General features: G+C 36.1%; 27 protein-coding genes and 3 riboswitches. Of the genes, 5 read left to right on the forward strand and 22 right to left on the reverse strand.

The window, feature by feature from the left end:
• Positions 1-58: 58 nt before the first annotated feature.
• Entirely contained in the window at positions 59-688 is a 630-nt protein-coding gene (locus tag TTE_RS09090; RefSeq protein ID WP_031313852.1) for a class I SAM-dependent methyltransferase, read from the forward strand.
• Between the two features lie 7 nt (positions 689-695).
• Here TTE_RS09090 and TTE_RS09095 read toward each other — a convergent pair whose 3' ends face one another.
• The 20 genes from TTE_RS09095 to TTE_RS09175 all read right to left on the reverse strand — a co-directional run bounded on the left by TTE_RS09095 (position 696) and on the right by TTE_RS09175 (position 18,597).
• The gene (locus TTE_RS09095) at positions 696-1,061 is read right to left on the reverse strand and encodes a hypothetical protein (protein ID WP_011026053.1); all 366 of its coding nucleotides are present in this window, start codon (positions 1,059-1,061) and stop codon (positions 696-698) included.
• A gap of 22 nt (positions 1,062-1,083) precedes the next feature.
• The gene (locus tag TTE_RS14500; RefSeq protein ID WP_022587203.1) at positions 1,084-1,215 is read right to left on the reverse strand and encodes a hypothetical protein; all 132 of its coding nucleotides are present in this window, start codon (positions 1,213-1,215) and stop codon (positions 1,084-1,086) included.
• 106 nt (positions 1,216-1,321) lie between these two features.
• The gene (locus TTE_RS09100; protein WP_011026055.1) at positions 1,322-2,398 is read right to left on the reverse strand and encodes a bis-aminopropyl spermidine synthase family protein; all 1,077 of its coding nucleotides are present in this window, start codon (positions 2,396-2,398) and stop codon (positions 1,322-1,324) included.
• A 152-nt stretch (positions 2,399-2,550) separates the two neighbouring features.
• Positions 2,551-4,308, reverse strand: a complete 1,758-nt coding sequence (locus TTE_RS09105; RefSeq protein ID WP_011026056.1) for a dynamin family protein — start codon at positions 4,306-4,308, stop codon at positions 2,551-2,553.
• Positions 4,309-4,389: 81 nt separating this feature from the next.
• Positions 4,390-4,809 (reverse strand): universal stress protein, encoded by a 420-nt coding sequence (locus TTE_RS09110; protein WP_011026057.1) that lies wholly within the window; start codon positions 4,807-4,809, stop codon positions 4,390-4,392.
• Positions 4,810-4,833: 24 nt separating this feature from the next.
• The gene (locus TTE_RS09115; RefSeq protein ID WP_011026058.1) at positions 4,834-5,946 is read right to left on the reverse strand and encodes a cation:proton antiporter; all 1,113 of its coding nucleotides are present in this window, start codon (positions 5,944-5,946) and stop codon (positions 4,834-4,836) included.
• A gap of 166 nt (positions 5,947-6,112) precedes the next feature.
• Positions 6,113-6,172: riboswitch (Fluoride riboswitch) on the reverse strand.
• Positions 6,173-6,252: 80 nt separating this feature from the next.
• Positions 6,253-7,125 carry a hypothetical protein gene (locus tag TTE_RS09120; RefSeq protein WP_011026059.1) on the reverse strand — a complete coding sequence of 291 codons (873 nt, stop codon included), beginning with the start codon at positions 7,123-7,125 and terminating at the stop codon, positions 6,253-6,255.
• 24 nt (positions 7,126-7,149) lie between these two features.
• A complete protein-coding gene (locus tag TTE_RS14300) occupies positions 7,150-7,788 on the reverse strand; it encodes a MutS-related protein (RefSeq protein ID WP_226990130.1) in 639 nt (212 codons plus the stop codon).
• A 40-nt stretch (positions 7,789-7,828) separates the two neighbouring features.
• Positions 7,829-8,590 (reverse strand): hypothetical protein, encoded by a 762-nt coding sequence (locus tag TTE_RS14305; RefSeq protein ID WP_226990131.1) that lies wholly within the window; start codon positions 8,588-8,590, stop codon positions 7,829-7,831.
• A complete protein-coding gene (locus TTE_RS14310) occupies positions 8,544-8,702 on the reverse strand; it encodes a hypothetical protein (RefSeq protein ID WP_162009307.1) in 159 nt (52 codons plus the stop codon). Before TTE_RS14310 ends, TTE_RS14305 begins: the two co-directional genes overlap by 47 nt.
• On the reverse strand, positions 8,699-10,081 hold the full coding sequence (locus TTE_RS09130) for a MutS-related protein (RefSeq protein WP_157858518.1): 1,383 nt from the start codon (positions 10,079-10,081) through the stop codon (positions 8,699-8,701). Before TTE_RS09130 ends, TTE_RS14310 begins: the two co-directional genes overlap by 4 nt.
• Positions 10,082-10,261: 180 nt before the next feature.
• Positions 10,262-11,449 (reverse strand): MFS transporter, encoded by a 1,188-nt coding sequence (locus TTE_RS09135; protein WP_011026061.1) that lies wholly within the window; start codon positions 11,447-11,449, stop codon positions 10,262-10,264.
• On the reverse strand, positions 11,439-11,864 hold the full coding sequence (locus tag TTE_RS09140; protein ID WP_011026062.1) for a HEAT repeat domain-containing protein: 426 nt from the start codon (positions 11,862-11,864) through the stop codon (positions 11,439-11,441). The genes TTE_RS09135 and TTE_RS09140 overlap by 11 nt, the downstream gene beginning before the upstream one ends.
• Positions 11,861-12,193 carry a hypothetical protein gene (locus tag TTE_RS09145; protein ID WP_011026063.1) on the reverse strand — a complete coding sequence of 111 codons (333 nt, stop codon included), beginning with the start codon at positions 12,191-12,193 and terminating at the stop codon, positions 11,861-11,863. The genes TTE_RS09140 and TTE_RS09145 overlap by 4 nt, the downstream gene beginning before the upstream one ends.
• Positions 12,186-12,845 (reverse strand): DUF6062 family protein, encoded by a 660-nt coding sequence (locus TTE_RS09150; RefSeq protein WP_011026064.1) that lies wholly within the window; start codon positions 12,843-12,845, stop codon positions 12,186-12,188. The genes TTE_RS09145 and TTE_RS09150 overlap by 8 nt, the downstream gene beginning before the upstream one ends.
• 62 nt (positions 12,846-12,907) lie before the next feature.
• Positions 12,908-12,968, reverse strand: a riboswitch (Fluoride riboswitch).
• Between the two features lie 63 nt (positions 12,969-13,031).
• Positions 13,032-14,018, reverse strand: coding sequence for an ABC transporter ATP-binding protein (locus TTE_RS09155; protein WP_011026065.1), 987 nt, complete (start codon positions 14,016-14,018; stop codon positions 13,032-13,034).
• A gap of 17 nt (positions 14,019-14,035) precedes the next feature.
• Complete coding sequence (locus TTE_RS09160; protein WP_011026066.1) at positions 14,036-15,037, reverse strand: ABC transporter ATP-binding protein; 1,002 nt, start codon at positions 15,035-15,037, stop codon at positions 14,036-14,038.
• The gene (locus tag TTE_RS09165; protein WP_011026067.1) at positions 15,038-15,970 is read right to left on the reverse strand and encodes an ABC transporter permease; all 933 of its coding nucleotides are present in this window, start codon (positions 15,968-15,970) and stop codon (positions 15,038-15,040) included.
• An 11-nt stretch (positions 15,971-15,981) separates the two neighbouring features.
• The gene (locus TTE_RS09170; protein WP_009610585.1) at positions 15,982-16,992 is read right to left on the reverse strand and encodes an ABC transporter permease; all 1,011 of its coding nucleotides are present in this window, start codon (positions 16,990-16,992) and stop codon (positions 15,982-15,984) included.
• A 48-nt stretch (positions 16,993-17,040) separates the two neighbouring features.
• Positions 17,041-18,597 (reverse strand): ABC transporter substrate-binding protein, encoded by a 1,557-nt coding sequence (locus TTE_RS09175; protein WP_009610594.1) that lies wholly within the window; start codon positions 18,595-18,597, stop codon positions 17,041-17,043.
• Positions 18,598-18,680: 83 nt separating this feature from the next.
• Positions 18,681-18,815: riboswitch (cyclic di-AMP (ydaO/yuaA leader) on the reverse strand.
• Positions 18,816-18,930: 115 nt separating this feature from the next.
• Here TTE_RS09175 and TTE_RS09180 point away from each other — a divergent pair.
• Positions 18,931-20,592 (forward strand): peptidoglycan D,D-transpeptidase FtsI family protein, encoded by a 1,662-nt coding sequence (locus TTE_RS09180; RefSeq protein WP_009610584.1) that lies wholly within the window; start codon positions 18,931-18,933, stop codon positions 20,590-20,592.
• Position 20,593: 1 nt separating this feature from the next.
• Here the strand turns inward: TTE_RS09180 and TTE_RS09185 are convergent, their stop codons facing one another.
• Entirely contained in the window at positions 20,594-21,880 is a 1,287-nt protein-coding gene (locus TTE_RS09185; RefSeq protein ID WP_009610590.1) for an ABC transporter substrate-binding protein, read from the reverse strand.
• Between the two features lie 85 nt (positions 21,881-21,965).
• A complete protein-coding gene (fsa, locus tag TTE_RS09190; RefSeq protein ID WP_009610592.1) occupies positions 21,966-22,616 on the reverse strand; it encodes a fructose-6-phosphate aldolase in 651 nt (216 codons plus the stop codon).
• A gap of 156 nt (positions 22,617-22,772) precedes the next feature.
• Between fsa and TTE_RS09195 the strand changes: the two genes are divergently transcribed.
• Genes TTE_RS09195 through TTE_RS09205 form a run of 3 tightly spaced genes read left to right on the forward strand, consistent with a single transcriptional unit; the run spans position 22,773 to position 25,063 of the window.
• On the forward strand, positions 22,773-23,672 hold the full coding sequence (locus TTE_RS09195) for an acetamidase/formamidase family protein (RefSeq protein ID WP_011026069.1): 900 nt from the start codon (positions 22,773-22,775) through the stop codon (positions 23,670-23,672).
• Positions 23,673-23,685: 13 nt separating this feature from the next.
• Complete coding sequence (locus tag TTE_RS09200; protein ID WP_011026070.1) at positions 23,686-24,378, forward strand: ATP-binding cassette domain-containing protein; 693 nt, start codon at positions 23,686-23,688, stop codon at positions 24,376-24,378.
• Positions 24,379-24,397: 19 nt separating this feature from the next.
• Positions 24,398-25,063, forward strand: coding sequence for a hypothetical protein (locus tag TTE_RS09205; RefSeq protein ID WP_041587188.1), 666 nt, complete (start codon positions 24,398-24,400; stop codon positions 25,061-25,063).
• The last annotated feature ends 17 nt before the right edge of the window (positions 25,064-25,080 follow it).

Genomic DNA, 25,080 nt, shown 5'->3' on the forward strand with positions numbered 1-25,080 from the left:
ATATAATGAAGTCAAGTAAAGAAGATGATGCAAAATTAAAGTTGAAAGGATGAAAAAAATGCCCAAAATATCTCCCTTTGAAAAGCACTTTGACAGATATGAAGAGTGGTTTGTAGAAAACGAATATGCCTACCAATCAGAACTCGACGCTGTGAAACTTTTGATGCCCAAATTTGAAAAGGGTTTAGAAGTGGGAATTGGGACAGGAAGATTTGCACTACCTTTAGGGATAAAAAATGGGATAGAGCCTTCTTTGCAAATGAGAAAAATAGCAATAGAAAAAGGGCTTAATGTAATAGAAGGAGTAGCAGAAAATCTGCCCTTTGAAGACAGCTCTTTTGACCTTGTTTTAATGGTAACTACGATATGTTTTGTAGACGATCCATTGAGGGCATTAAAAGAATGCTACAGAGTACTAAAAAATGATGGAACAATATTGATAGGCTTTGTAGACAGAGATAGCACAATAGGGAGAATATATCAAGCAAACAAGGAGAAAAGCCTTTTTTACAAAGAAGCCACCTTTTTCACAACAGCTGAAATAGTAGAATTGCTGTATGAAGCAGGTTTTAAAAATTTCAATTTTTCTCAGACTATATTTAAAAAACTCGACGAAATAAAAGAAAAAGAGCCTGTAAAGTACGGCTTTGGAAAAGGGTCATTTGTGGTTATAAGTGCAAAAAAATAGAGACTTCTTAAATCTTTGAAAGAAGTCCTTTTAATGTATTAATCAATTTCTCTTCCTCATCTGTTAAAGTCCCTTTTGATGGGTTGCTTTCCTTCAATGGCACTCTTAAAGTCCCTGACAAAACCACCTGCACATTTTGGTTTCTGTCCACAATTATAGAAATTGGTTCTAAAGCACCGCTAAGTACAGCCAAAATAATCATTATCTGTGAAGGAGTCAGCACTCCTTTTTTCTTTTCATCTCCACCTGAAGAGCCTTTTTCTTCATCGTTTTCTCCATTTCCTCCATCACCAGAACTTTCATCATTTTCTTCTATCCTAAGTTTTAAAAGCAATTCTTTGAGCTGTTCTCCAAAATTATCAGGCTCAAACATTTTTTATCCTCCTGACATATACTTATCTTATAGGCAACGGGAAAATTATTATAGCAGGCTCTTCAGGTCTCGCATATCCTAAAGCAAAATAGAGTATCAATGTAAAAATAACCACAAACAAATAGGCATCAAATCCCTCTTTTTGCTTTTCCATCAATATCACTCTTTCTCAAATTTATCTGCTCATTTCTATATATGATTTTACTCCTGGCCTTGTGCTTGTCTATTTATTAAAAATAGGCTTCTGCATCAGCAGAAGCCTATTTCTTTTCTCCTTTATAGATTATAGCCTCTTCATCCACATAAATTTCAACAGGCTTATATACATTCTCAATCCCTTTTGAATCCTTCAAAGTTTCTATCCTGTACATTGAAGACCTGTACCAGTTAAGCTTCGGTTCCACCTGCACAAAGTCATAGGGTTTGCCCACAGTTGTCAAAAGATAGTCCCAATTCACATAATGGCTGAAGTCATAAATTATATCAGTAATAGCTACTTTAAATTTGCTCGTTAGAATTTGCTGAAAAATATTCCACTTCTCCAAAGAAGCCTCTATTAAAGTCACACCAAAATAACCCGCACAGCCTTCACCTTTTAGAGTAGAAATCCCCCTTCCTATTGTAAGCTCCAGAGCATCCACTGTCTCCGGCGGATCAGTTATAAAGGTGTCAAAGTAGCCTATATACTTCTCTGGAAGTTTATCTCTGAAGTCATATTTCATCGCTTCTATGGGAAGATTTAATTCTTTTGCCTTCCTATTGATATAATCAACCAATCTATCATCTATTTCCAGGACCACAATCTCTTTAGGCATTTGTGACAACCCTGCCGCAATGCTAACTAAGTCATCATCACCCAAAACAAATAGCTTTTTCCCCTCCAAGTCTCCTCTTTCAGCCATTAAAGCAATTCTGGCAATAGTAGTATTTGTCGTAACAAACCCTTGGTCATAATCGCTAATAGCCTTTGGCCTGTCTTCAGTTACCTCGTCAAATTTCTTTATGAGGTCTGAAAGCAGAGAGAGGTTTATTCCCCTTCCTTCACAATGGGGGCAAGTATAGGTCCTTTTTGGAAAGATGTTTTGCTCCTTAAGATACTCCATACCCTTCTCTGTAAATTTTATCTCCTTCTCTTCAGTTACAGCTACAAAACCTTCCTTCCTTAAAATCTCAACTGCTTCTGCAACTACCGGAAAAGGCTTTTGAGATAGCGTAATTATCTCCCAAAAGTGATTGGTAGATGCAGAAGCAGATAAGATTTTCTCTACATCCTTAGCAGAGGTTACAACACCTGTATTCCTGCTTATTTCCTCCGCTATCTCCTGTAGTTTTTTCATCACCTCACCCCCTGAAGTAATTAATTTTCATGATACCCTATAGGGGTATACTCCTTTCAAATGCCCTTTTAATGGACCGAATAAAATTATACATCCTGCCAAATGAAAAAGTCAAGGGGAGATTTTCAACACCGCCTTATTGATTTGACTTTTTACTTTTCTCCAATCTGGGACAATCTTTCCTCAAGTTCGCTGATTTCTCCTAATAACATCTGATAATGGCTCTTTTCTTTTTCAAAACTTTCCTTGTCAAGTTTATAATCTTTTAATGCTTTGTCAATAAGTTCTTTTAGCACATCGTATATTACTTGCAATTTAAAATTCATATCTTTTTCAAACTCATTAGAACTTTTCTCAATCCTCCTTAACAAATCATAACGGATACGCCCCAAATTTCTGTCAATATCAATTTCTATTCTTTTTAAAACTCTGTTCAAAATCAGTTTCCCAGCAAGTTTTTTAGGTAAAAGGTATGTAAAATAAACTGGATCTATCTCTAATGCCCCAACTTCATATCCTATTCTATACGTAAATTTACTTTCACTTGTAATTCCCGTTTCGTGCTTAAAATACTCTATATTCAACCCAAACAATCTATCTACAACTGCCTTTATATTTTCAATTAACGTATTAAGTCTTGAGAGATAATTGGATAAAGCCTTACTATACTGTTCTTCTGCCTCCTTTTCAATATATTCCTTTAATTTTTCAAATTCCTCTATAACAACTCTTTCAAAATACTTTTCTAATTCTCTTTTCTGATCAACCCGCCCAAGATTACGAATAGTGTAATAATAATTGTTAACTTTTTCAGACACTCTTACGCTAAGTAATTTCTTGTATTCTTCTGATTTTTCATCAAAATTTTGTAAAATTTTCTTCATATCGCTTCTCAATAACAATGATATTTCTTTTTTTGCTCGCTCGACTTCCTCAATGTACTTTTCAAAAGCTTTTATATTGGCTTCTAGCTGTTCCAAAGGAATTAGTTTAAGCCTTATATTACTCTCAAAAAAAGTTTTGCACATTGAAATAATCCGCTTAATATTTTTTGTATACCTTTCAAGTAACACTTTTTCTTTTTCTCCCAGCAAAAAATTTCTTAAATCGTTCTCTAACATTTGAACTCCACTTTTTTTAAGACTACCTTCATCCTTTAACAGTTTTCCCTCTAGTGCTAATTTAGCAGAAATCGGATAAAGGAAAATATCACTATTCCCTGTAATCTCTCTGATAATATTTCTATTGTAAGTAACTATTTCCTTTAATTCCTTTTCAGTTACATAGTCAATCTTATTTAAAACGAAAAAGATTTTGTCAACACTTTTGGATATTTCAGATAAAAATTCTTTTTCTACCTCACTTATAGGAGGATCGACTGAAAACAAAAAGATTACAGCATCAGCTTTATCTATATAGTTATATGCAATATCTGTATTATGTTTATAAACTGAACCAATTCCTGGAGTATCTACTATCACCACATCCTTAGCTACAAAGTCAAAAGGATATCCTATATGTATTTCCTTAACCCCTTTTATATTCTTGGGATTATTCCGCTCAGTACAGTATAAATCCAGTTCATCAATATCAATATCCTTTTCCATCCCATCATTGTGGATAACCTTTGCCCATATACTAGTACTATACTGAACTTTAGTAATCACAGAAGTTAGAGGAACGACACCTGTTGGAAGAATATCAGCTCCTAAAATATAGTTAATAAACGTGGATTTTCCTCTTTTAAACTGTCCCAAGACTACTAGATAGAAAATATTGTTACTAAACTTATTTTTAACCTCTAAAACAGTATCATTTATTGCTTTAATGTCAGCATTTTTAGATATTTCTTCTATCCTTTCTAATATTAAATCCAAATTTTTCTTTGTTAGGCTATATTGTCCCCTCATAGCCTCACCCCTAAATTTATTGATAGTGAAACAGGAATTCGGACATAAAACAATGTCCGAATTCCAACCCCCTTGGAAAACTTACTTCACAATAAGCACAGAACATTTTGCATGCCTTGCTATGTTCTCTGCCACATTACCGATAATGTACCTTTTTAATCCACTAGTACCTTTTTCTCCTACAACAATCAAATCACATCCATGGTTTTCTGCAAAGCGGATCACCGAATCGACAGGATGTCCCACTATTACTTCTGTAAATACTTTTACCCCTTTTTCATTAGCTAATCTCCGGGCATTACCAAGAAGTTTTCCGTAGTGTAATTTTGCTGCGTTTAAAGCTTCATCCACTTCATCTCTTGAATTTACAAATTCCGGAATAGTAGCCACAGAAACAACGTACACTTCACAATCATCCATTTTTGCTAATTCTAAAACATAGTTAAAGGCTTTATTTGCATATTCAGAGCCATCATACGCCAGTAAAATCTTTTTAAACATTGTTTTCCTCCTCCTCGCCCAATATCAATCTTCTCTTTCTGGCCTATAAAACTTTTCTGCAATCAAAGTAGGCACAATCGCACTCAAAATAACCACAGTAACGAGAATAGTGTACTGCTCCACTGTGATTATCTTGTGGTTCAACCCAAACATAGCAGAAATTGTCCCAAACGTAAGACCTGTAGACATTAAAAGTGTAGTGTACATTCCTTCCTTTTTAGAAAATCTAAAAAGCATAGTAGCAGGTTTGACACCTATATATTTTGTAAACATCTTTATTAAAAGTAATATCACAATTAAATAAATATTTGATATTACCCCCGGAATAGAAACAAATAACCCTGCCTTTAAAAAGTAGAAGGGTGTGAAAACAGCGAAAGTGACAGCTCTCAAGCGGAATAACAAATTCTTTTCCTTCATAAAAAATCCAGAAACCGCTAACCCTAATATATATGCTGGAAGAACAGCTTCGCTATTTGCCATTGATGCCAAGCCGCCTGTTAAGAACACAAAGAAAAGTAAATATTTTATTTCCAATTGCCCTACTTTATTACCATATATTTCAAAGAATTTCTTTGTAACAGAAGGCATAAGCACAATTACTATTGTTGTGACAATTATAAACAATAACATCCACTTATTATAACTCGCAAATAAAATTCCAAGCATCAAGACAGTGCCCAGGTCGTTTATGAAACAAGCAGCTAAAATAATTTTCCCAAGTTCACTCTCGTTAAGACCACTTTCTACCATTACAGCATATACTACTGCAACAGAAGTAGTTGAAAGGGCAATACCTGCAATCTCTGCCGCTTGCAGTGTCCAGCCTGCTACAAAGTAAGTATAAGCAAAAGCTCCCGCAAAAGGAAGAACAAAAGCTAATACTCCTATTGTAACACTTTCTTTAAATTTTGTTCTCAACACTATAGGGTCTACTTCTGCTCCTGCTAAAAAAGTTAACAAAATACTCCCTACGCCACCCAGAAAATTTATCCAATCATTCGTCTGAAATCCCAAATAATTACCGGCAATCACTCCTACCAAAATCTCGATTAATGAGATCGATATACCTGTCCAATTGGCAATTATACCTGCAATTAAAGCCAAGCCTAACCACCAACTATAAGTTAACCACATAGACATACCCTCCTACGTAGATTATTTTCAATATTACAACATTTTGTAGGACAAAAAGGTAGGAGCCATCAGCATTTCTTCTGCATTAAGCGAGCCCCATCGCTTTTTAAATCTTTATTTTTTCTATCACCCCCTTAAAAAGCAAAATGGTTCCTACTTGTGTTATTCACAAGTAGGAACCATCAGCCTTTCGGCGGTTAAAGTGGGTTCCATCACTTTTTATGCAATTGTCTTGTCATTAAGATTATATCAAAACTATCAAAACTTTGCAAGGCAATAAAAATCTACCAAATACTTACAAATATCCTATTTTATCATACTATTAAACCTCGCTATTCTGTTAATTTTTTCTACTAACTGTTCGACTCTTTCTCTTATTGAAATTTCAAATACAGATTTAAAAGTATTGAAGCCAGATATATTGATAACTAAATTCAAAAAACCAATTTCATCTTTCTCAATGTACGCGCTTAGAATTTTATGCACTGGAATATAAATCCATATCCCACCATATCTTGCATCTTTTGTCGACTTTGCGTTTTCTTCTTTTAATATTATTAATTCTTTATTTGTGAGTATAGCCATATGTGAAGTGGATTTTATTCTTGTAAAAAGTTTTAGGTATGGTACTTTTATTTCCCGTTGATATATAAAATCTATTACTTTTTCTCCATTCAATATAGCATTTTTTGCATAATTCATAAATTTGTAATCTATATCTATTAAACAATCAAAGACGCGAGTCTCCTCACTTATTTCCGATATATCTATATCACACAATAATATTCGCAGTTTATTAATTATGGGCTTAAATATACTTTCCACAACAGTATTATATTCAACAAGAGATGACTTTGTCTCACCATTTACTTCTCCATTTATTTTTATCCATGAGTACAACAGTATAGAACCATTTTCTATGTAATTAATATTTTGAATTGGATAGGAGACACTGGTTATATTATTTTTCACATTTTCAAGAAAAACGATGCTATTTTCATACAAAAGTACAAGCTTCTCGTTTGTTTTTCTTTTTCCCCAACTATCCGCAGGAGCATGTACAGCATTTAAAAAACCTACTGACTTCCCAAAATTTTTATCGTAGTAAGATCTGAATATTTCGGGAATATCCTTGTAGTCTCTTACAGGTCTTGCCCAAGAATCCATATCAGAAGGCATTTTTACTCCCCCCTTTAACTATTATTACACTCTACTCGACAAATCATATTTCTCTACAAATGTCTCTTGATTGCCAAAAAACCCTTCATAAAGGTCTTTGGCATAGCCTGTTGGAAGAGGTTTCCCTTCTAAAATTTTGAAAGTCCTTCTTCCATCCTCTTTTCTTTCGGCGCGGAGGAAATGGACGTTATCAAGATTTTGGTCATAAAAATACTTTGCAAATTCATACAGGTGTGTAACATAAAATACTTCTATATTATTCTCAATCAACGCTTCCACTATTTGTTTAGCAATTTCAGAACCTTCTTTTTCATTTGTCGATGAAAAACTTTCATTTAACAATAAAAGCGAATTTGGTCGTATATCACTCACTATCCTGTCAAATCTTTTAAGCTCCTCATCAAGCTTTCCACTTTCTAATTGCGGATCTTCTTTTCTATAAAAATGGGTAAATATTTTTTTGTTTATATTAGCAGAGAAATAAATCGCAGGAACAAATATCCCAGATTGCATCAATATTTGGGCTTGGCCGATACTCCTCAAAAATGTCGTTTTCCCACCTCGATTAGCCCCAGTGATTATGAAAAGGTCTTTGCCAATGGTGTTTAATTCGTTTCCTACAACATTTTTCCCTGTAATTAAAGCCAAACTTACATCATACAATCCAATAAACTTGCGGACTCTTCTATCTAAGTGGTAAGGTTCAGGAAAACAGAACTGGTACATTTAAATTAGAAAGTTCTTCGTATAAATTCATTGCTCCCATGTAAAATGCTAACTCTGCCCTTAACTGTGCAAAAAATTCCAAAATATGGTCTCCAGCATTTGCTAAAATCTTTGCTACCTGATTTATTGAACGACCTCTAATATTTGCTAGAGTTTCTATTCCAGCATCATCACGTGGATGGAGGCTGAAAGTATAAGATTGAGGTTTTAGAAAAGTTAGTTTTGAAAGCCTTTTTTTAATTAACACCTTTTTGTTAGGTTTTAATAGCTTATAGTCACTGCCCTCAAGCCCTTGCCCTAATCTTGCTCTAATAAAAACTCCATTTTCAAACATGAGGTCTTTTAATTGCCTTTCTGCAGTAGAAAAAAATTCTTCTGTAAGTTCTTCCTTTATCGCTGAAAAAAATTTTTTAAATCCAATGGAATCAAATTTTTCATAATGCTCATCAGATATACTTCTCAACTCTCTCAAAAATTTCAAAAACATTCTTAATAGACTGACAGAACTGCTAAGAAGTGAAAATACGTTTGTCGAAAATATACCAAGCCAGGACTTTTTCTTCGTCTCTATAGCATCAATTGCAAGATTATAAATTCTTTCTACTATTGGCTTATTATTTATACAATCTTTGAGAATATCTTGTCTATACAAAATGGTAGATAAGTCATTTTCGTAAGAAAGTAGGACTTTTTTAACAATATCGTAAATAAAAGCATCTTTTTTTTGCCATCGCCTCAAATATCACGTCAAGACCAAGGTCCTTTATTAAATTTTCATTATGCTCTTCATCGTATTTTCCATGAGACTTAAAATTATAATCCTGATCTTCATATAATAGAAAAACTCTCAACCTTTCAACCTCCTTTTTAATTGTTCGTAACTAAGTCCGTATTTCTCTGCCAATAAAATGGCATATGCTTTCCCATCAGCAGGTTTTCTCAAAATCTTATACGTTTTTATCGACGGGTCCTGTTCAGAAACCGTTGCTACCATACTTACTACTTTTTCTCCTATAGATGTAAGTTCATCAAGAAATGTTACGTATAGAGCGTAACAGTCTATTTCGAGAATTTTTGCAATAACATTTTTAGCCAAAAAAATCGCATCTGCCACAGTTGCAGAAGAAAAAGTTTCGTTTAATATTATGAGGCTCATTGGTGTTGCCATATTAATAATCTGTTTTATCTCTAAAAGGTCAGCTTCTAATTTCCCTCTTAAATTTTGAACTTTTTCTTCTCTTTCAAAATGGGTAAATATCTTATCGCACAAAAAGATCTTGGCTTTTTTACCCGGTATTGGAACTCCAAGCTTTGCAAGGTAATGCACCTGTCCAAACATCCTAGCAAAAGTAGTCTTACCTCCCTGATTCGGACCTGTAACTACCACTAATCTTTCACCATTTTCCAACCAAAAATCATTTACAACAACAGTTTCTCCCTTTGTAACTTTGTCATACGCAAGAGCAAGGTCAAATCCTTCGTACAAATAAACTTCTTCTTTATTTGTCGTAATTTCAGGATAACAAAAACTTAATCCTAATTGTTTAAACTTTTTTGTAAAATCAAGATAAATAATGTAAAACCTTATTTCTTCAGAAAACCTCTCCACTACCGGATCCATAAAGTGATAATATTCTTCATAGAAAGAATCTAACAATTCAAAAGGTTGAGGATAAAATTTTACGACAGCGTTTATAATTTCATTTTCTACATGATCCATTCCTATCATCGTTGGTACTATTAATTTGTAATCTTTATTATCTGAGGTTTTAAATTTCTCAAAAGTTTTTATAATATCATTTTCATATTCTTCTTCCTCTTCACATTTATATACCATCACTCTTAACCCATCGATGTTAAGGCAATAAGTTACCTCCTCTAAAGACTTCTTCACCCTTTCAACCATTTCCCTGAGTTTAGTAAAGTAATCACTGTTAGCATATTTTATCAGATATTTTGAAAAGTTTTGCAGTCCTTTAGAAAACAATTTTTCATTTAAAAAATACAGAGCTAATTCACTAACTGCTTTCACATATTTGTCTACAGCTTCCAGCCACCAACCTTTTTTGTTATACTGGTATTCGAGTTTTTCTGAAAATGATAATTCTCTCTTGACATTGCTCATTTTATCAACAAATGTTTTAATAGCATCAAATAGCAACTGATTATTTTCTAATTCAATAAACACTTCGTGCCTGTATTTGATTTCTTCCACATCATTAAGAGGCATATAAAAATAATCGATTAAATCTTCATTCTTTGTCTCATTCACGAGGTTATTAATAATTTGATCTAAATGAAGGTCTTCAAAAACATTTTGATTTCTTTCATAATTCAGTTTATCTTTCCTTTCATAATCTTTAAACAGTATACTTATAATAATATCACCTCCAAGGGAAGGAAATCCCCTTTAATTTTCCTCAATTCTAAATAGTGTTATTAAAATAACCGCAACTAAAGAGCATATTGCTCCAAAGTAAAAGGGTGCAGCAGGAGATACATTGTCCCATAAATATCCAGCAATAAAACTTGCAGGAATTGCAAGCAGCCCCATTGATGCATTATACAATCCAAAGGCAGTTCCTCTATTGCTCTCATCCACTATATGTGCAACAAGAGACTTTGCAACACCTTCAGTTGTTGAATAATAAACTCCATATATTAAGTACAAAGCCCAAATATGCCATGGCAATTTCGCTAATGCAAAACCTAAATATGTGACTGCATAAATAATCCAGCCTAATCTTATTACATTAACTCTTCCTATTCTGTCGGATAATACTCCACTCGGTACTGACAATAAAGCATAAGACAGATTAAACATAGCTATAATTATCGGTATTGTTGACTCTTCTACACCCACACTTCGCGCTCTTAAAATTAAAAACGCATCGCTGCTATTACCAAGGGTAAACACAAGCATCACAACGAAAAATGTCAGAAATTTTCCTTTAAAAACAGATAAATCAAGCTTAAAAGATGAACTCACTCTCTCTCCTTTTTGCTCCACCACAAATAACCCTATGAGTATTATTGTGATAAAAGCCACAAGCCCTGCAATTAAGAATATCAACCTGTACCTTATAGAATCCATATAATTGGCAAATAGTATCATCAAGCCGGCAGTAATCAATGGTCCAAGAAAAGACCCTAATGTATCAAGCATTCTTTGAAACCCAAAGGAAAAACCCATGCTTTTCATTTTAGAAGATTTCGCTATAAGTGCGTCTCTTGGCGCATCTTTTGTACCTTTTCCAATACCGTCAATCAGTCTCAGCCCAAAAGCCATTGCAGCACCATTCGTCAATGGCAGTAATACTCTTCCAACAGCGGAAAATAAATATCCAATAAACACAATCGATTTTCTTTTCCCAATCTTATCTGAAATTATTCCGGATATTATTCTCATGATACTGACAACTGTAGTAACACTTCCCTCTATTAAGCCTACCATTTCCTTGCTCAATCCAAGAATTTGAGTATAAAAAGTAGGCAAAATAGGTACAATCATATCCTGGCTTAATCCTCCAAAAAATGCTACCCATCCCAAGACTTTAATGTTATTATTTTCATTATTTTTTTCTTCCCTATTTTCCAATTGCCTCACCCTCCTTATTTGCCATTCTTGTTTTAATTTTTTTTAGAGAATCTTCAATGATATTTTTTGTTAAAATTGAGAATTTATCTCTGTTTTTTAAAAGAAATTTGTAGGACTTTTCACCGCCAATTTCTCCAAGAGCCCACACAACCATCTGCTCAATATACGGGTCCTTTCTTGTTTTTACGCTGTTTTGCAAATACTTTATCAATTCCCCTTCTGCTTTTTTTATTTTAAGTTCTCCGATTATCTTCGCAGCCATATAAGCCACATTATAATCTGGATGATTTAAAGCTTTTATGAGCTTTTCACTGTAATCATCATCTGATATATTTTTAAAATCGTACCCACAATTTGAGCATTTTTCTTCTCCAACTTCAGCTATCTTAAAACACACAGGACATATATACCTCATCCTTCATCAACCCTTATACCCAGCATCCTCTTAAGATGAGCATTTTCAGCTTTATAACCTTGTAACCTTATCTCAAGTGTTTGATTATCCCGCATTAACTGGAAATTTTTAAACTTCATTGCAGCATATTGAGACGCCATAGAAATAAGTTGTCTTCTCAAATCACTTTCATCAGGATTGTCCCGTTCTATTTTATATGCTTTTACTCCCATCTCAAAAATTACTCTATATGCATCTTCTTCTGTAAAACCGTCTTTTTTAAAATTGTCAATCAATTCTTTAATTTCACTAAAGCTCTCATCAGTAATTTCAAAAGAAATTTTAATCATAATAGCCACCTCCGAGCAATTTCAAAGCCCTTTCAATCGAATCTTTAGAGTCATACCACGGCTCATCATGAAATCTATAATCAAATTTTGTTATGAACCATTCCAGGTCGTTTATATTTTTCTCAATTGTGCTTTTATTTAGCTCTATTATCTTATCAATTTGTGGCGCAATATTTTTAGCAAGACCTATGAGCACATCTAAATGATGAAAACACAAGTTAGAGAAACCTTTAGAATGTTTTTCAACAAAATCTTTATCACTTTCCAAGATATCTAATAAAATGTGTACATGGTATGCGTCCCTCTCTCTTAAATACTTACAAACAAGACATTTCTCTTTTTCTATTTTTCTTCTTCTTTTTTTCTTCAATGTTTTGCTCATTTCTTCAATTTGTTGTAATTTATGGCTTATATTTGCTTTCAATGCAATTGCCAACCCTAATTTGTCATACGAATTATTCAGCAGTTCTAAATGGTAACGGCAAAAGTTGGTTTGACCTATTTTAATATACATCTCTGGGTCTTTTAAAATTTCATCTTCTAACAGGCGTTCACAATAAACTTTTTCTTCCTGTTCTATAATCTTACATATAGGACATCTGTCTTCGTATTTTTCAAAAGCTTCATATAAAGGAATGAATTCTAATTTCATCCAAATGCCACCCCTTGACGTTTTGTAGTTAATTTTTCCAAAATAAAAGATGGCTTCTACGAATCTTCGTAGAAGCCATCAGCCTTTACGGCAATTAAGGTGGGCTTCATCACCTTAAATATTCTTTTTTCCAATTTTCAATATTATTATAATATTTCTTTGGAGAAAATACAAGTATCAAATCCATTAATACAGATGACAAGCTACAAAATGTCCCTTTTCAACTTCTTTTAGTTCTGGTTCTACCTCTTCGCACATTTTCCCCTTTTTCATAAAGCATCTGGTACTAAATCTACAGCCTTTTGGCGGATTCACAGGAGATGGTACAGTGCCTTCTAATATTATTCTTTCCCTTCTTTTTGATTTATCAATAGAGGGAATGGCAGAAAGCAAAGCTTTTGTATAGGGGTGAAGTGGGTTGAAGAAAATATCCTCAGTTTTTCCCATTTCTACAATTTTTCCTAGATACATCACCGCAACTCTATCGCTTACATGATATACAACACTTAGGTCATGAGCTATAAAAAGATAAGTAAGGTTTAACTCTTCCTTCAATTCCTCTAGAAGGTTTATAATTTGCGCCTGTATTGACACATCAAGGGCTGAAACTGGCTCGTCAGCCACAATAAATTCAGGGCTCATTGCCAAAGCACGTGCTATGCCTATCCTCTGCCTCTGTCCACCTGAAAATTCATGGGGATAAGAATCCATCTGCCTGTAATTTAAACCAACTCTATTCAAAAGATACATAATTCTCTCTTCTCTCTCGTGAGGGTCTTTTACGCCAGAGGCAATCAAAGGTACTGACAAAATCTGCCTTACTGTCTTCCTGGGATTTAAAGAAGAATAAGGGTTTTGAAAAATTATCTGAGCTTTTTCCCTGTATTCTTTTAACTTTTCTCCTCTTGCCTCTGTTATGTCTTCCCCTTCAAATATTATCTTTCCCTCTGTAGGTTCGTAAAGCCTTACAATTGTACGTCCTAGTGTAGTTTTCCCACAGCCGCTTTCTCCAACCAGCCCCAGAGTCTCCCCCTTGTTTATGTCAAGGCTTATATCATCAACAGCTTTCACAACCCTTTTCTTTTTCTTAGCTACAAGCTTCATTAACAAGTCTGGCTCTTCTATGAAATATTTCTTGAGATTTTTTATTTGAATAAAAGTGCCATTTTCCATATCTAACACCCCATCTTTTAGAGGTACTTTATACACCTCACAAATTCTCCATCTGAAACCTCAATTAAAGGAAGTTCAACTTCTTTGCATTCTTCCACTGCTTCTTCACACCGCTCATAAAAAGGACAGCCTTTAGGTGAAAGAGAAGCCAAATCTGGGACATTTCCCGGTATGGCGTAAAGTTTTTCTTTTTTTCGTGTTATTTTAGGTATAGACTTCAAAAGTCCTTTTGTATAAGGATGCTTTGGTTCTCCGATGACCTTGTCTACAGCTCCTTTTTCCACTATTTGCCCAGCGTACATGACAGCTATTTCATCGCAAAACTCTGCCGCCACTGCCAAATCATGAGTTACAAAAATTATGGAGGTGCCGTTTACTTCATTTATTTGCCTCAATAAATCCAAAATTTGCGCCTGAATTGTCACATCAAGTGCAGTTGTAGGCTCGTCAGCCAGAAGTAGTTTAGGATTGCATGAAAGAGCAATAGCAATTATAGCTCTTTGCTGCATACCCCCACTGAACTGATGGGGATATGAGAAATACCTCTTTTCAGGATATGATATCCCGACTTTTTCCATAAGTTCTACTGCCTTTTCATACTCTTTTTTTCTTCTGTCCCTTTCCCTGAGAAAACCTAATATACCTTCTTTTTCAGGCTTTATTATATTGTGAACCCTCAAGGATTCCCTTATCTGCTCTCCTACAGGAAACACCGGATTTAATGTGGTCATTGGGTCTTGAAATATCATGGCTATGTCCTTTCCCCTTATTTCCCTCATCTGAGAAGCCGATTTTTTGAGAAGGTCCTCTCCTTCAAAGAGAATTTCCCCTTCTACAATTTTGCCCGGGTAAGGGACAAGCCTTAAAATAGAAAGCAAAGTCATGCTTTTTCCTGAGCCCGATTCTCCTACCAGGCCTAAAATTTTTCCTCTTTCAAGTGTTAGGTCAATCCCATTTACCGCTTTTACTACTCCCCTGTCTGTCTCAAAAACCACTTTCAAGTTCCTAATCTCAAGCATTTATTCACTTCCTTCCACTTTAAGCCTTGGGTCTAATATATCTCTCAATCCTTCTCCAAAAAGGTTAATACTGAGTACAAGTATCACTAAAGCTATGCCTGGAAGAGTAGATATCCAGTAGGCGTCAAATATGTGGTTCCTTCCAGAGTTTATTAAAGAACCCCATGTAGGAATATCCGGTGGCACACCTAAACCTAAATAGCTCAAAGATGCTTCCATTATTATCATGTATCCCATTCTCAATGTGGCAAGGACAAATATTGACTGGAATATATTAGGCAGAATTTCTGATACAATTATCGCACCATCGCTTCTTCCCAAAGCCTGAGCAGCTTCTACATATTCTTTATTTTTCTCCTCCAAAACTTCACCTCTTACCAGCCTAAAAAATTCCACCCAGCTTTTAAATGTCAGAGCTAAAATCAAATTCCAGAATCCGGGCCCCAAAACTGCCATTACTCCCACCGCAAATATTAAGAAAGGAAAAGAAAGCAAAAAATCAGCAAAGCGCGAAATCACCGTATCAACTGTTCCTCTGTAGTATCCTGCGATTGCTCCTAAGAAAGTCCCAATAGAGGCAGAAATCAAAACAGTCAAAAAGCCAACCAGTATTGATATTCTAGAACCGTATATAATCTGTGTCAGCAAATCCCTTCCTACCTGGTCAGTTCCCAGAGGATGTGCCCACGTTCCTCCACTCCACACAGGGGACAATAGTCTTGCTGAAAGGTCTGAGTATTTAACGCTGTAAGGTGAAATAAAAGGTGCGAATACAGCCATTAAAATATAGGCTATGATTGTAAGCATTCCAATTAAAGCAGTTGGATGCTTTTTTATCTTCCCTAAAAGGCTTAAAAGGTTAGTTATTAAATTTGATTTTTTATAAGATACTTCATAATACTTTGCAGGCACTATTCCATTTTTTATAGTCATTCAAACACCCCCTACAGTTCAATCTTGGGGTCCAGATAAGTGTAGAGTATATCTACCAAAAGATTTGCCATGACAAAAGTGAAGGCGTAAAACATTACGACTCCCTGGACCAGAGGATAATCCCTGTCAAATATCGCAGTCACAACAAGCCTGCCTATTCCAGGCCATCCAAAGACATTCTCAACTATCATATTTCCCCCTAAAAGTGCTCCTACTTCCATGCCTAAAACTGTAACTGTTGGAATCAATGCGTTTCTTACAGCATGCTTAAGTATTACTAATTTCTCAGGCACTCCCTTAGCCCTTGCGAAGACCACATAGTCATTTCTTAAGACCTCCAGCATACTGGACCTCATAACTCTTGCCAAAACAGCTGCTAAAGGAGCTGATAAAGTTAGAGCAGGCAAGAAAAGATGCCTCAAACTGCTCACAAATGCTTCCCAGTCTCCAGCAAGAAGCGAATCAATCGTGTAAAAACCAGTTACCTTAGGTATATAAATTAGAAAATTTATTCTGCCCTGACTCGGAAGTAAATTTAATTTGGCTGAAAAAATTAGAATAAGTATTAATCCCAGCCAGAAAGAAGGCATTGATATTCCTGTAAAAGAGATTGCCATCATAGTTCTGTCAAGCCAGGAATTCTGTTTGACAGCAGATATAATCCCTATGGGGATACCTATTAAAATCCCAAGAGTTAAGGCTGCCAGAGCAAGTTCAATTGTAGCAGGTAGAGTCTCTCTGATAAGTTCAATTACAGGAACTCCTTTTGTTATAGACTTTCCCAAATCTCCCTTTAAAAGATTTGTGAGGAAAATGTAAAGCTGTGTGTATATAGGTTTATCAAGGTTAAACTCCTTTTTTAAAAGCTCTATGTCCTGCTGTGATACCATGCTTTCTTTTCCCATCATTATGTCAACGGGGTCTCCCGGAGTAAATCTCATAAATACAAATACTGTTATGGCTATTGCTAGCATTATAGGAATTGTGTACAAAACTCTCTTTAAAACCTTCGCTTCCCTCATAAAAATTCCCCCATCCACTTTAGAGTAAAAAGGGTCATTAACCCCTTTTTACTCATTAGAAAGCTTCACTCTGTGCATATTTTCTCTACCGTCCATACTCGGCTGCCAGTTTTCTACATTTTTAGTCGCAGCTTCTACAGTTTTCAGAGAATATCCAAACACCCATGGAGCATCGTCATATATTATCTCCTGAGCCTTGTAATAAAGCTCTTTTCTTTTAGCATTGTCTGTCTCTTTTGCCGCTTCGTCTAGGAGCCTATCAACCTCTGGATTGCTGTAGAAAGAATAGTTTCCTCTTTCACCTGTCTTGAGCTTTGGATTTAAGAAATCAAATGGGTCAAGATATGCATTTCCCCAGTCAGTAAGGTACAACTGCCTGGTGCCTTTCTGTATTTCTGACTGCAAAACTCCCCATTCCCAGGTTCTTACAGAAGCTTTTATACCTACTTTTTCAAGCATGTTAACTATAGCCAAAGCTTCCTCTTCTCTAAAAGGCTGAGTATCTATTACAACTTTCAAATCGCGAACTCCAGCCTCTTTTAAAAGCTCTTTTGCCTTGTCAGGATTGTACTCATAGGGCTTTAAATCTGTGTTCGCAGCAAAGGCATAGGGAAGCATTGGCCCTGCAAGTCTCACCCCATAGCCTTTGTAAATTTCTTTTACAATAGAATCCATGTCTATTGCGTAATTTAAAGCCTGCCTTACCTTTTTATTGTCAAAAGGTGGCATTTTATTGTTTATCTCAAGGATGTAGACTCTTGTTCCATCGTTCTCCTTTACCTGTATGTTTGGATTTTTCTTAAGCCTTTCTATCATATCAGGTGGAATGTACTGAACTATATTTACTTCTCCTTTTTCCAAAGCAGCTATTGCAGTAGAGGGCTCAGGTATCATTCTAAATACAACTCTTTTTAGACTTGGAGGACCAACAGGGGGAATGTCTGGAGAACCACCGTAATATCCATCATACCTTTCTAAAACTATCTGCTCATCCAATTTCCCAGATACATATTTAAAAGGTCCTGCTCCTATAGGATGCTTTAAAAATTCCTCGTACCCTACTTCTTCATAATATTTTTTAGGTATTATCTGCTGATGGACTAAAGCCTGAAGTAAAACTGGGAAAGGCTCTTTTAAGATAAATCTAACAGTGTAATCATCAATTTTTTGAACATCCTCCACGGGTCCCATTAAGCCTTTTCTTGGAGAAGTTTTCCCTTCAAGTCCTCCCTCTTTTATTATTCTATTAAATGTAAATACGACATCATCGGCTGTAAGAGGGTCTCCATTTTGAAAAGTTACGCCTTTCCTTATCTTAAATTCCCATTCTGTAGGCGATATAATCTCCCAAGACTCTGCTATTTCAGGGACTACTTTTCCATCGTATGTCCGCGTCACAAGCCCATCAAATATGTTTCTCAAAACTGTCTCAGTCTCTCTATCTCTGTAATCAGCCGGATCCAATGTCACAATGCTGCCCTTATTTAAAGCTATTACAATGGTTCCTCCATCTTTTTCTGAAGTTACTTTCTTAGAAGATGTACATCCCCCTAAAACGAGCAAAAGTGATAAAAGAAGTGCCAAAAGGATAGCAGTTTTTTTCATAATAAAATATACCCCCTTCAAATGTAAATTTATGGTAAGGACGGGGGTATAAAAAGGCCGCCGAAATATCCAGCGGTCCCGGATATTTCTCCTTCCCACGCTTGCGAGGTTAGCTGACGGGCTCGGGTCGAAGGAGTAACCCTACTCTTCCCGTAGGAAGAGATTCGCCCCAAAAGTGTGGGTCCCCCGCCCCTTTTCGGGTTCAGCGATAACGATTAAGTTGTTGATTAAATTGTACCATACTTTTACCAGTTAGTCAAATACAGACTATCCCAACCCGTCCTTTGTGTGATATAATTATCTTGAAAACAAATATAAAAGGAGTAGAAAGTCGTGACAAAGAGCCTTAAACTTCGCACTTTTTTTCTTTTTGTATTTTTTCTAATCCTTTTTTCCATACTTATAGGAAGGCTTGTGTGGATACAGGTTGTAAACGCTGAAAAGCTCTCCCTTGCCGTAGAAAGGCAGACAACAGCAGACATAATAATAAGGCCCCAGAGAGGAAATATCTACGATGTAAACGGCAATATACTCGCCTGCAATGTGCCTGCTGCGGATGTTTACGCCTCTCCAAAATACATAAAAGACCCCGAGAAGGCTTCAGAAGAACTGTCAAAATATTTATCTATCAGCAAAGAAGCCCTCTTCAAGGTTTTATCTAAAAAAGATTTGGAATGGACAGTGCTTGAAAGATTTGTTCCAATGGAAAAAGCTCTATCCATAAAAAAGCTCAACATCCCTGGAATATATGTAGAGGATACTTCTATGAGAAACTATCCAAATGGATCAATGCTTTCGCAGGTCCTGGGGTTTACTGGAGTAGATGGATACGGTCTATATGGCCTTGAATACTCCCTTGACAGGTATTTAAGCGGAGTTCCGGGAAGAGAGATATCTTTAGTAGACAGGGAAGGACACAAAGTAGGAATACCCAGCAAATACTACAAGCCAAAAGAAGGCGAAGACGTAGTTTTGACTGTTGATTCCGTCATTCAGGCTTATACAGAGAGAGCTATTAAAAAAGCTTATGAGAAGTACAAACCAGAAGATGGAATAACTGCAATTGTCATGAATCCAAAGACAGGAGAAATCCTGGCAATGGCAAATCTTCCGGACTTTGACCCAAATGACCCGCAAAAAGTCCCTTCACAGGAATACTGGGCAAATCCAGCTGTATCCAGTATTTACGAACCTGGTTCTGTGTTTAAAGTAATAACAGCAGCAGCGGCGCTGGACTCCGCCGTGGTAACCCCTGAAGAGCAATTCTTTGACCCAGGGTATTATGAAGTGTCCGGCAAAAAAATTAGAAGCTGGACAGTCCTTGGAAACATCACTTTTTCTCAGGCCATAGAAAAGTCCAGCGATACAGTTTTTATACAAGTCGCCGAAAGGTTAGGGTTAGACACTTTTTATAAATACATACAGGCCTTTGGCTTTGGCGCCCCTACAGGCATTGAACTTCCTGGCGAGGCAAGCGGAATGATTTTGCCTAAGGATAAGGTGTATCCTGTTGACTTTGCCACCATGTCCTTTGGACAGGGAATTGCAGTAACCCCCATTCAGATGATTACAGCCTTCTCAGCAGTTATAAACGGCGGAGACCTCATGTACCCACATATTGTAAAATACATTAAAAGTGAAGGCAAAATTGTAAAAGAATTTAAACCCCAAGTAGTGAGGCAGGTAATATCCAAAGAGACTTCTGACACCCTAAGGTACATATTAGAAAAAACAGTGACAGAAGGAACAGGACAATTGGCTCAGGTTCCCGGTTACAGGGTTGGCGGCAAAACTGGCACTACAGAAAATTACCAGAAAGGGAAATACACTGCTTCTTTTGCAGGCTTTGCTCCTGTGGAAAATCCAAAAATAGCGGTTCTTGTCATTGTAAAAAATCCGACGCAAGGTGGACATATGGGAGGAGAAGTAGCTGCTCCAATAGCCCAGGAAATACTGAAAGATACACTCACTTATTATGAAGCAGTGAGAAAATAGCTCACTCGCCTACTTCTTTTTTTATCCCCTCAATGACCTCATAAGCGCTCTTTCCTTCCTTAATCCCTTCCTTTACTCTTTCAATAACGAGGTTATTGACCTTCTCCCACTTATCCCATAGGGGAGGCAGTTCTGTGTATTTCACCGCCTCTTCAATTTTTTTCATCTTCTCCTCGCCAATCTCTATTCCCTTTTTTGTAGGTACATACCCTAATTTTAATACTCCTTCTTGATCTTGTACAATAAATTTTATAAGCCTATATTCCATCTCTAACTTCTTTAAATCTTTGTCTTTTTTTATGCCATACCCGTACACTTTTGGAGAAATTGTCAGAGGTATGCCACTTTCTCCCGTAGGATAAAAAGCCACATCAAACTCAAATAATTTGCCCTTTTTAAACAGATTGCTAAGCTCAGCAATTTTATAACTTTCTTCCACTAATGCAGCTGTATTTTTATATAGAGTAAACTCATCCCACAGTTTTTTTCTATCTCCTTCCAGTGAAACTGGATTTATCACACTGTATCTTCCAGCCATGTCAAGCACTTTTTGAAGTGAGGAAATCGCCTGTGGTCCAAAAAAAGCGTATTTGCCCTTGTCATAAACTTTTCCTCCGTCTAGCATCAAAAAGCCCCAAAGGCTGTAACTGCCATTAAAAAGCGGTATACCCAATCCAAATACAGGTTTTTTATCATCCTTTTCTGTGACCTTTATCATACCATTTAAAAATTCTTCATAATTCCAATATCCTTTTTCAGGCAGGCTTATCTCCTTATCTTCAAATATTTCTCTGTTTATAAAAATCACATTTGTGTACATACCCAAAGGCAGTCCGTATATGTCTTCTTTTAAAGACAGGGCTTTTAATACCTCTTCATTGTATTCACTTTTCTCTTCTTTTGATACAAAATTTGTAATAGGTTGTAAAAAATCCTTGTATAACCGCACAAGCTCCAGATTAACTGGAAATACATCCGGAAGAACTCCTTTTGAAAAGGCCTCTTTTAACCTTTCTATTCCATCCCCCTCTGAAATAGGCTCAAAATCTATCACAACACCAGGATATTTATTCTGGAAAGCCTGTATCTTCTTTTTTATAAATTCAAATCCTGATGTATCCTCATCAAAAGGGTGAGGAAAATCCCAAAAGGTTATTATGCCTTTGAAACTTTCTTCTATCTTTCTCTCTTCTAATTCCGCCTTTTTTTGAGAATTCATATAAAAAGGCCAGTAGGCTAAAAACAAAAAAATCAAAAGGTATAAAAACCAGGTAAAGGCCTTTTTCACATCATATCACCTCATAATAAACTATATTCTCTCACCGCCTTATAAATAACTAAAAAGGCAGGGAGATTTTCCCCTGCCCTTTTATTCATATCTTCAATCCTGCTTTTTTCCAGTCCTCTTTGAATCTTTCAATTCCTATATCTGTGAGAGGATGCTTAATCATCTGCATGAGCACTTTGTAAGGAACTGTAGCAATATGGGCTCCCAGTTTTGCTGCCTCTAAAACGTGTATAGGATGTCTCACGCTGGCAGTTATTATTTCTGCCTGTATATCATAGTTTGTGAATATAGTTACTATATCCTCAATTATCTGCATCCCATCCGTATTTATGTCGTCCAGTCTCCCTACAAATGGACTCACATAGGTAGCACCAGCGCGAGCTGCGAGAAGCGCCTGATTTGCTGAAAAAATCAATGTCACATTTGTCTTAATTCCTTCTTTAGAAAGGATGTTAACAGCTTTCAGGCCCTCTGCCGTCATGGGTATTTTTATGACTATGTTTTTATGTATCTTTGCAAGCTCTCTTGCTTCTTTCACCATCCCTTCATGGTCATCGCTTATAACCTCTGCGCTTATGGGCCCGTCCACAATCTCTGCTATCTCCCTTATTACTTCTTTAAAATCCCTTCCCTCTTTGGCAACAAGCGACGGATTTGTAGTAACCCCAGATATCACTCCTAGAGAATAAGCCTCTTTTATCTCCTCTATATTTGCAGTGTCAAGAAAGAATTTCATATTTTCATCCCTCCGCAGTTTAATTTAACTTTACCTTTATTATATAACTAACTTTCAAAAATTAAAAGCTTAAAGTCAAAAGGAAAAGCACAATGTAGAAAAATTTTATTTTACAGGGTATAATATTGTTAATACAATTGTTGAGGGGGGATTTAAATGAAGTACAGCCTTTCGGCAGACCATCACATATTTGCCTTTTCTAAGGAAAATAAGCCTGCCATTTCCGTGAAGAGCGGAGATGAATTAGAAGTTGAAACAATGGACTGCTTCTCCAATCAAATTCAATCTAATGAGGACAAACTCGATGAGATGGACTGGAACAGAGTAAACCCCGCCACAGGTCCAATTTTTGTGGAAGGCGCAAAAGAAGGAGATGTACTTAAAGTTAAAATCAAGAAAATTGAAGTAGCAGAAAAAGGCGTTCTGGCAACAGGAAAAGGTCTAGGCGTATTGGGAAATTTAATGGAAGGCCTGTATTCCAAAGTAGTAGATATAAAGGATGGAAAGGTAATATTTAATGAAAAACTAGCTCTTCCTGTAAAGCCAATGATAGGAGTAATAGGAGTTGCCCCAAAGGAAGGAAGCATTAACTGCGGAACGCCAGGGTCCCACGGTGGAAACATGGACACCACTTTAATAGCAGAAGGAGCAGAAGTCTACTTTCCTGTATTTGTAGAAGGAGCTTTGCTTGCTCTAGGGGACTTACACGCTTTAATGGGAGATGGAGAAGTAGGCGTTTCAGGCGTAGAAGTTGCTGGAAAAGTGCTTTTAGAAGTGGAAGTCATAAAGGGATTGAATCTCAAAAATCCTGTTGTGAAAACTGCTGAAGTAACAGCTACTATAGCTTCAGCCGAATCTTTAGACAAAGCAGTGGAAATAGCCGTACACGATATGGCAGAACTTTTTAAAAAGCACACAGACCTTTCTACCGAAGGAATAGCCACTCTCTTTAGCATAACAGGAAATGCACAAATATCACAGGTGGTTGACCCACTAAAAACAGCTCGTTTTAGCCTCCCCAACTGGATACTGGAATCCTACGGCATAAGATTCTGAGGAGAGAAAGAAGATGATAGCAGAAGAAATAGTAAAACTAGAAAATGTTACTAAAAAGCTTGGAAGAAGGCTAACACTGGAGGATATAAATTTTGAAGTAAAAGAAGGAGAAAAAGTATGTATACTTGGACCAAAAAAATCTGGAAAAACAGCTCTTGTAGAAATAATTCTGGGAATCTTAAAACCGGATGCAGGCTCTGTGTCTGTTTTAGGAACTGACCCTTACACTAATTCTTCTTCTCTTTTGGGTCAAGCAAGCGTTTATTATGAAAAAAACTCTTTTCCCCTCCACTGGAGAGTCAAACAGGTAATAAATTTTAAAAAACAACTCTGGGGTGAAGAAAATTCTCAACACATATTTGCCGCACTGGATATTTCAAATATGAAAAATACCACTGTAGGAAAACTAAGTGAAGAAGAAAGGGCAAAACTTAATCTCTTTTTCGCCTTGACTGAAAAAGCCAAACTTATAATCCTAGATGACCCATGGGCAAATAGCTTAAATTTCGATTTGGAAAATATAATAAAAAACTTCCCTCACACCTCTTTTATAATTACTTCTAAAACTCCAGAACCTGTATATGATATAGCCGATAGAATATACATACTTCATGAAGGGAAGATTAAAAAATCTATCGCAAAACAAGACTACTCATCGCTAGAAAAATTAAAAAGTCTGTACAGTCAGTATGCGCCTGAAGACTAAATATGAGGGAGTGTATGAGGTGAAAATAAGGGCTGATGCATTAAAATTTGTCTTTTCAACCACCCTCTCTTCTGAAATAAGAAGATTTTCTTCTATCTTTCAGGTTTTTCTCCTGATACTCATTGGGTTTTATGCAGGAGCAAAGGGAGAAAAAATATACCCTGACTTTGAAACTCTGTGGAAAATGCTCTCTTCTGGTATGGCTCTCTATCTGGCGACTCTTTTCTGGGAAGGGGCAGCTTTAAGGGAAAGACAATCCGGCTGGATTAGGCTTATGCTATCTTTTGGCGTATCTCCTCACGAGGTGTGGATAGGAAAAAGCTTTGCATCTTTGCTCCTTGGAAGTATATCTTATATTGCAATACTAATAAGCTTTCTAACAGGATACAAGTTAAATCCTACATGGGGATTAGTTCCTCTACCTTGGGCACCACTGTTTTTAGGTTTTTTTATAATAATTTCCCTCACCCTTTTTCTGTGCGCTGTTGGACTTTCTGTGGCAGGTACATCAATGGCTTTTACAATAAGCTATACGCTTTTCTTTGGCCTTTTATTTGGGCTTTACATAAGCTTCAAAAGGTCAGAAAGCATTTTGCTGATCTTCTTACTTTTCCTTCTGCTCTTTCTTTTCTCTTTTCTTGTAGCGAAAAGATTTGAAAAAGAAAAAATGGCATTTATATACTAAAAAGGGAAGCCCGCTTT

It is taken from the genome of Caldanaerobacter subterraneus subsp. tengcongensis MB4, from assembly GCF_000007085.1.
Taxonomy (GTDB): domain Bacteria; phylum Bacillota; class Thermoanaerobacteria; order Thermoanaerobacterales; family Thermoanaerobacteraceae; genus Thermoanaerobacter; species Thermoanaerobacter subterraneus.

Bases quoted from the DNA above. Each gene is read 5' to 3' on its own strand.
- TTE_RS09090 (WP_031313852.1), top strand. From the start codon at position 59: ATGCCCAAAATATCTCCCTTTGAAAAGCACTTTGACAGATATGAAGAG.
- TTE_RS09095 (WP_011026053.1), bottom strand. From the start codon at position 1,061: ATGTTTGAGCCTGATAATTTTGGAGAACAGCTCAAAGAATTGCTTTTA.
- TTE_RS14500 (WP_022587203.1), bottom strand. From the start codon at position 1,215: ATGGAAAAGCAAAAAGAGGGATTTGATGCCTATTTGTTTGTGGTTATT.
- TTE_RS09100 (WP_011026055.1), bottom strand. From the start codon at position 2,398: ATGAAAAAACTACAGGAGATAGCGGAGGAAATAAGCAGGAATACAGGT.
- TTE_RS09105 (WP_011026056.1), bottom strand. From the start codon at position 4,308: ATGAGGGGACAATATAGCCTAACAAAGAAAAATTTGGATTTAATATTA.
- TTE_RS09110 (WP_011026057.1), bottom strand. From the start codon at position 4,809: ATGTTTAAAAAGATTTTACTGGCGTATGATGGCTCTGAATATGCAAAT.
- TTE_RS09115 (WP_011026058.1), bottom strand. From the start codon at position 5,946: ATGTGGTTAACTTATAGTTGGTGGTTAGGCTTGGCTTTAATTGCAGGT.
- TTE_RS09120 (WP_011026059.1), bottom strand. From the start codon at position 7,125: ATGCCTTCTGATATGGATTCTTGGGCAAGACCTGTAAGAGACTACAAG.
- TTE_RS09130 (WP_157858518.1), bottom strand. From the start codon at position 10,081: ATGCCTCTTAATGATGTGGAAGAAATCAAATACAGGCACGAAGTGTTT.
- TTE_RS09140 (WP_011026062.1), bottom strand. From the start codon at position 11,864: ATGAGGTATATATGTCCTGTGTGTTTTAAGATAGCTGAAGTTGGAGAA.
- TTE_RS09145 (WP_011026063.1), bottom strand. From the start codon at position 12,193: ATGATTAAAATTTCTTTTGAAATTACTGATGAGAGCTTTAGTGAAATT.
- TTE_RS09150 (WP_011026064.1), bottom strand. From the start codon at position 12,845: ATGAAATTAGAATTCATTCCTTTATATGAAGCTTTTGAAAAATACGAA.
- TTE_RS09155 (WP_011026065.1), bottom strand. From the start codon at position 14,018: ATGGAAAATGGCACTTTTATTCAAATAAAAAATCTCAAGAAATATTTC.
- TTE_RS09160 (WP_011026066.1), bottom strand. From the start codon at position 15,037: ATGCTTGAGATTAGGAACTTGAAAGTGGTTTTTGAGACAGACAGGGGA.
- TTE_RS09165 (WP_011026067.1), bottom strand. From the start codon at position 15,970: ATGACTATAAAAAATGGAATAGTGCCTGCAAAGTATTATGAAGTATCT.
- TTE_RS09170 (WP_009610585.1), bottom strand. From the start codon at position 16,992: ATGAGGGAAGCGAAGGTTTTAAAGAGAGTTTTGTACACAATTCCTATA.
- TTE_RS09175 (WP_009610594.1), bottom strand. From the start codon at position 18,597: ATGAAAAAAACTGCTATCCTTTTGGCACTTCTTTTATCACTTTTGCTC.
- fsa (WP_009610592.1), bottom strand. From the start codon at position 22,616: ATGAAATTCTTTCTTGACACTGCAAATATAGAGGAGATAAAAGAGGCT.
- TTE_RS09195 (WP_011026069.1), top strand. From the start codon at position 22,773: ATGAAGTACAGCCTTTCGGCAGACCATCACATATTTGCCTTTTCTAAG.
- TTE_RS09200 (WP_011026070.1), top strand. From the start codon at position 23,686: ATGATAGCAGAAGAAATAGTAAAACTAGAAAATGTTACTAAAAAGCTT.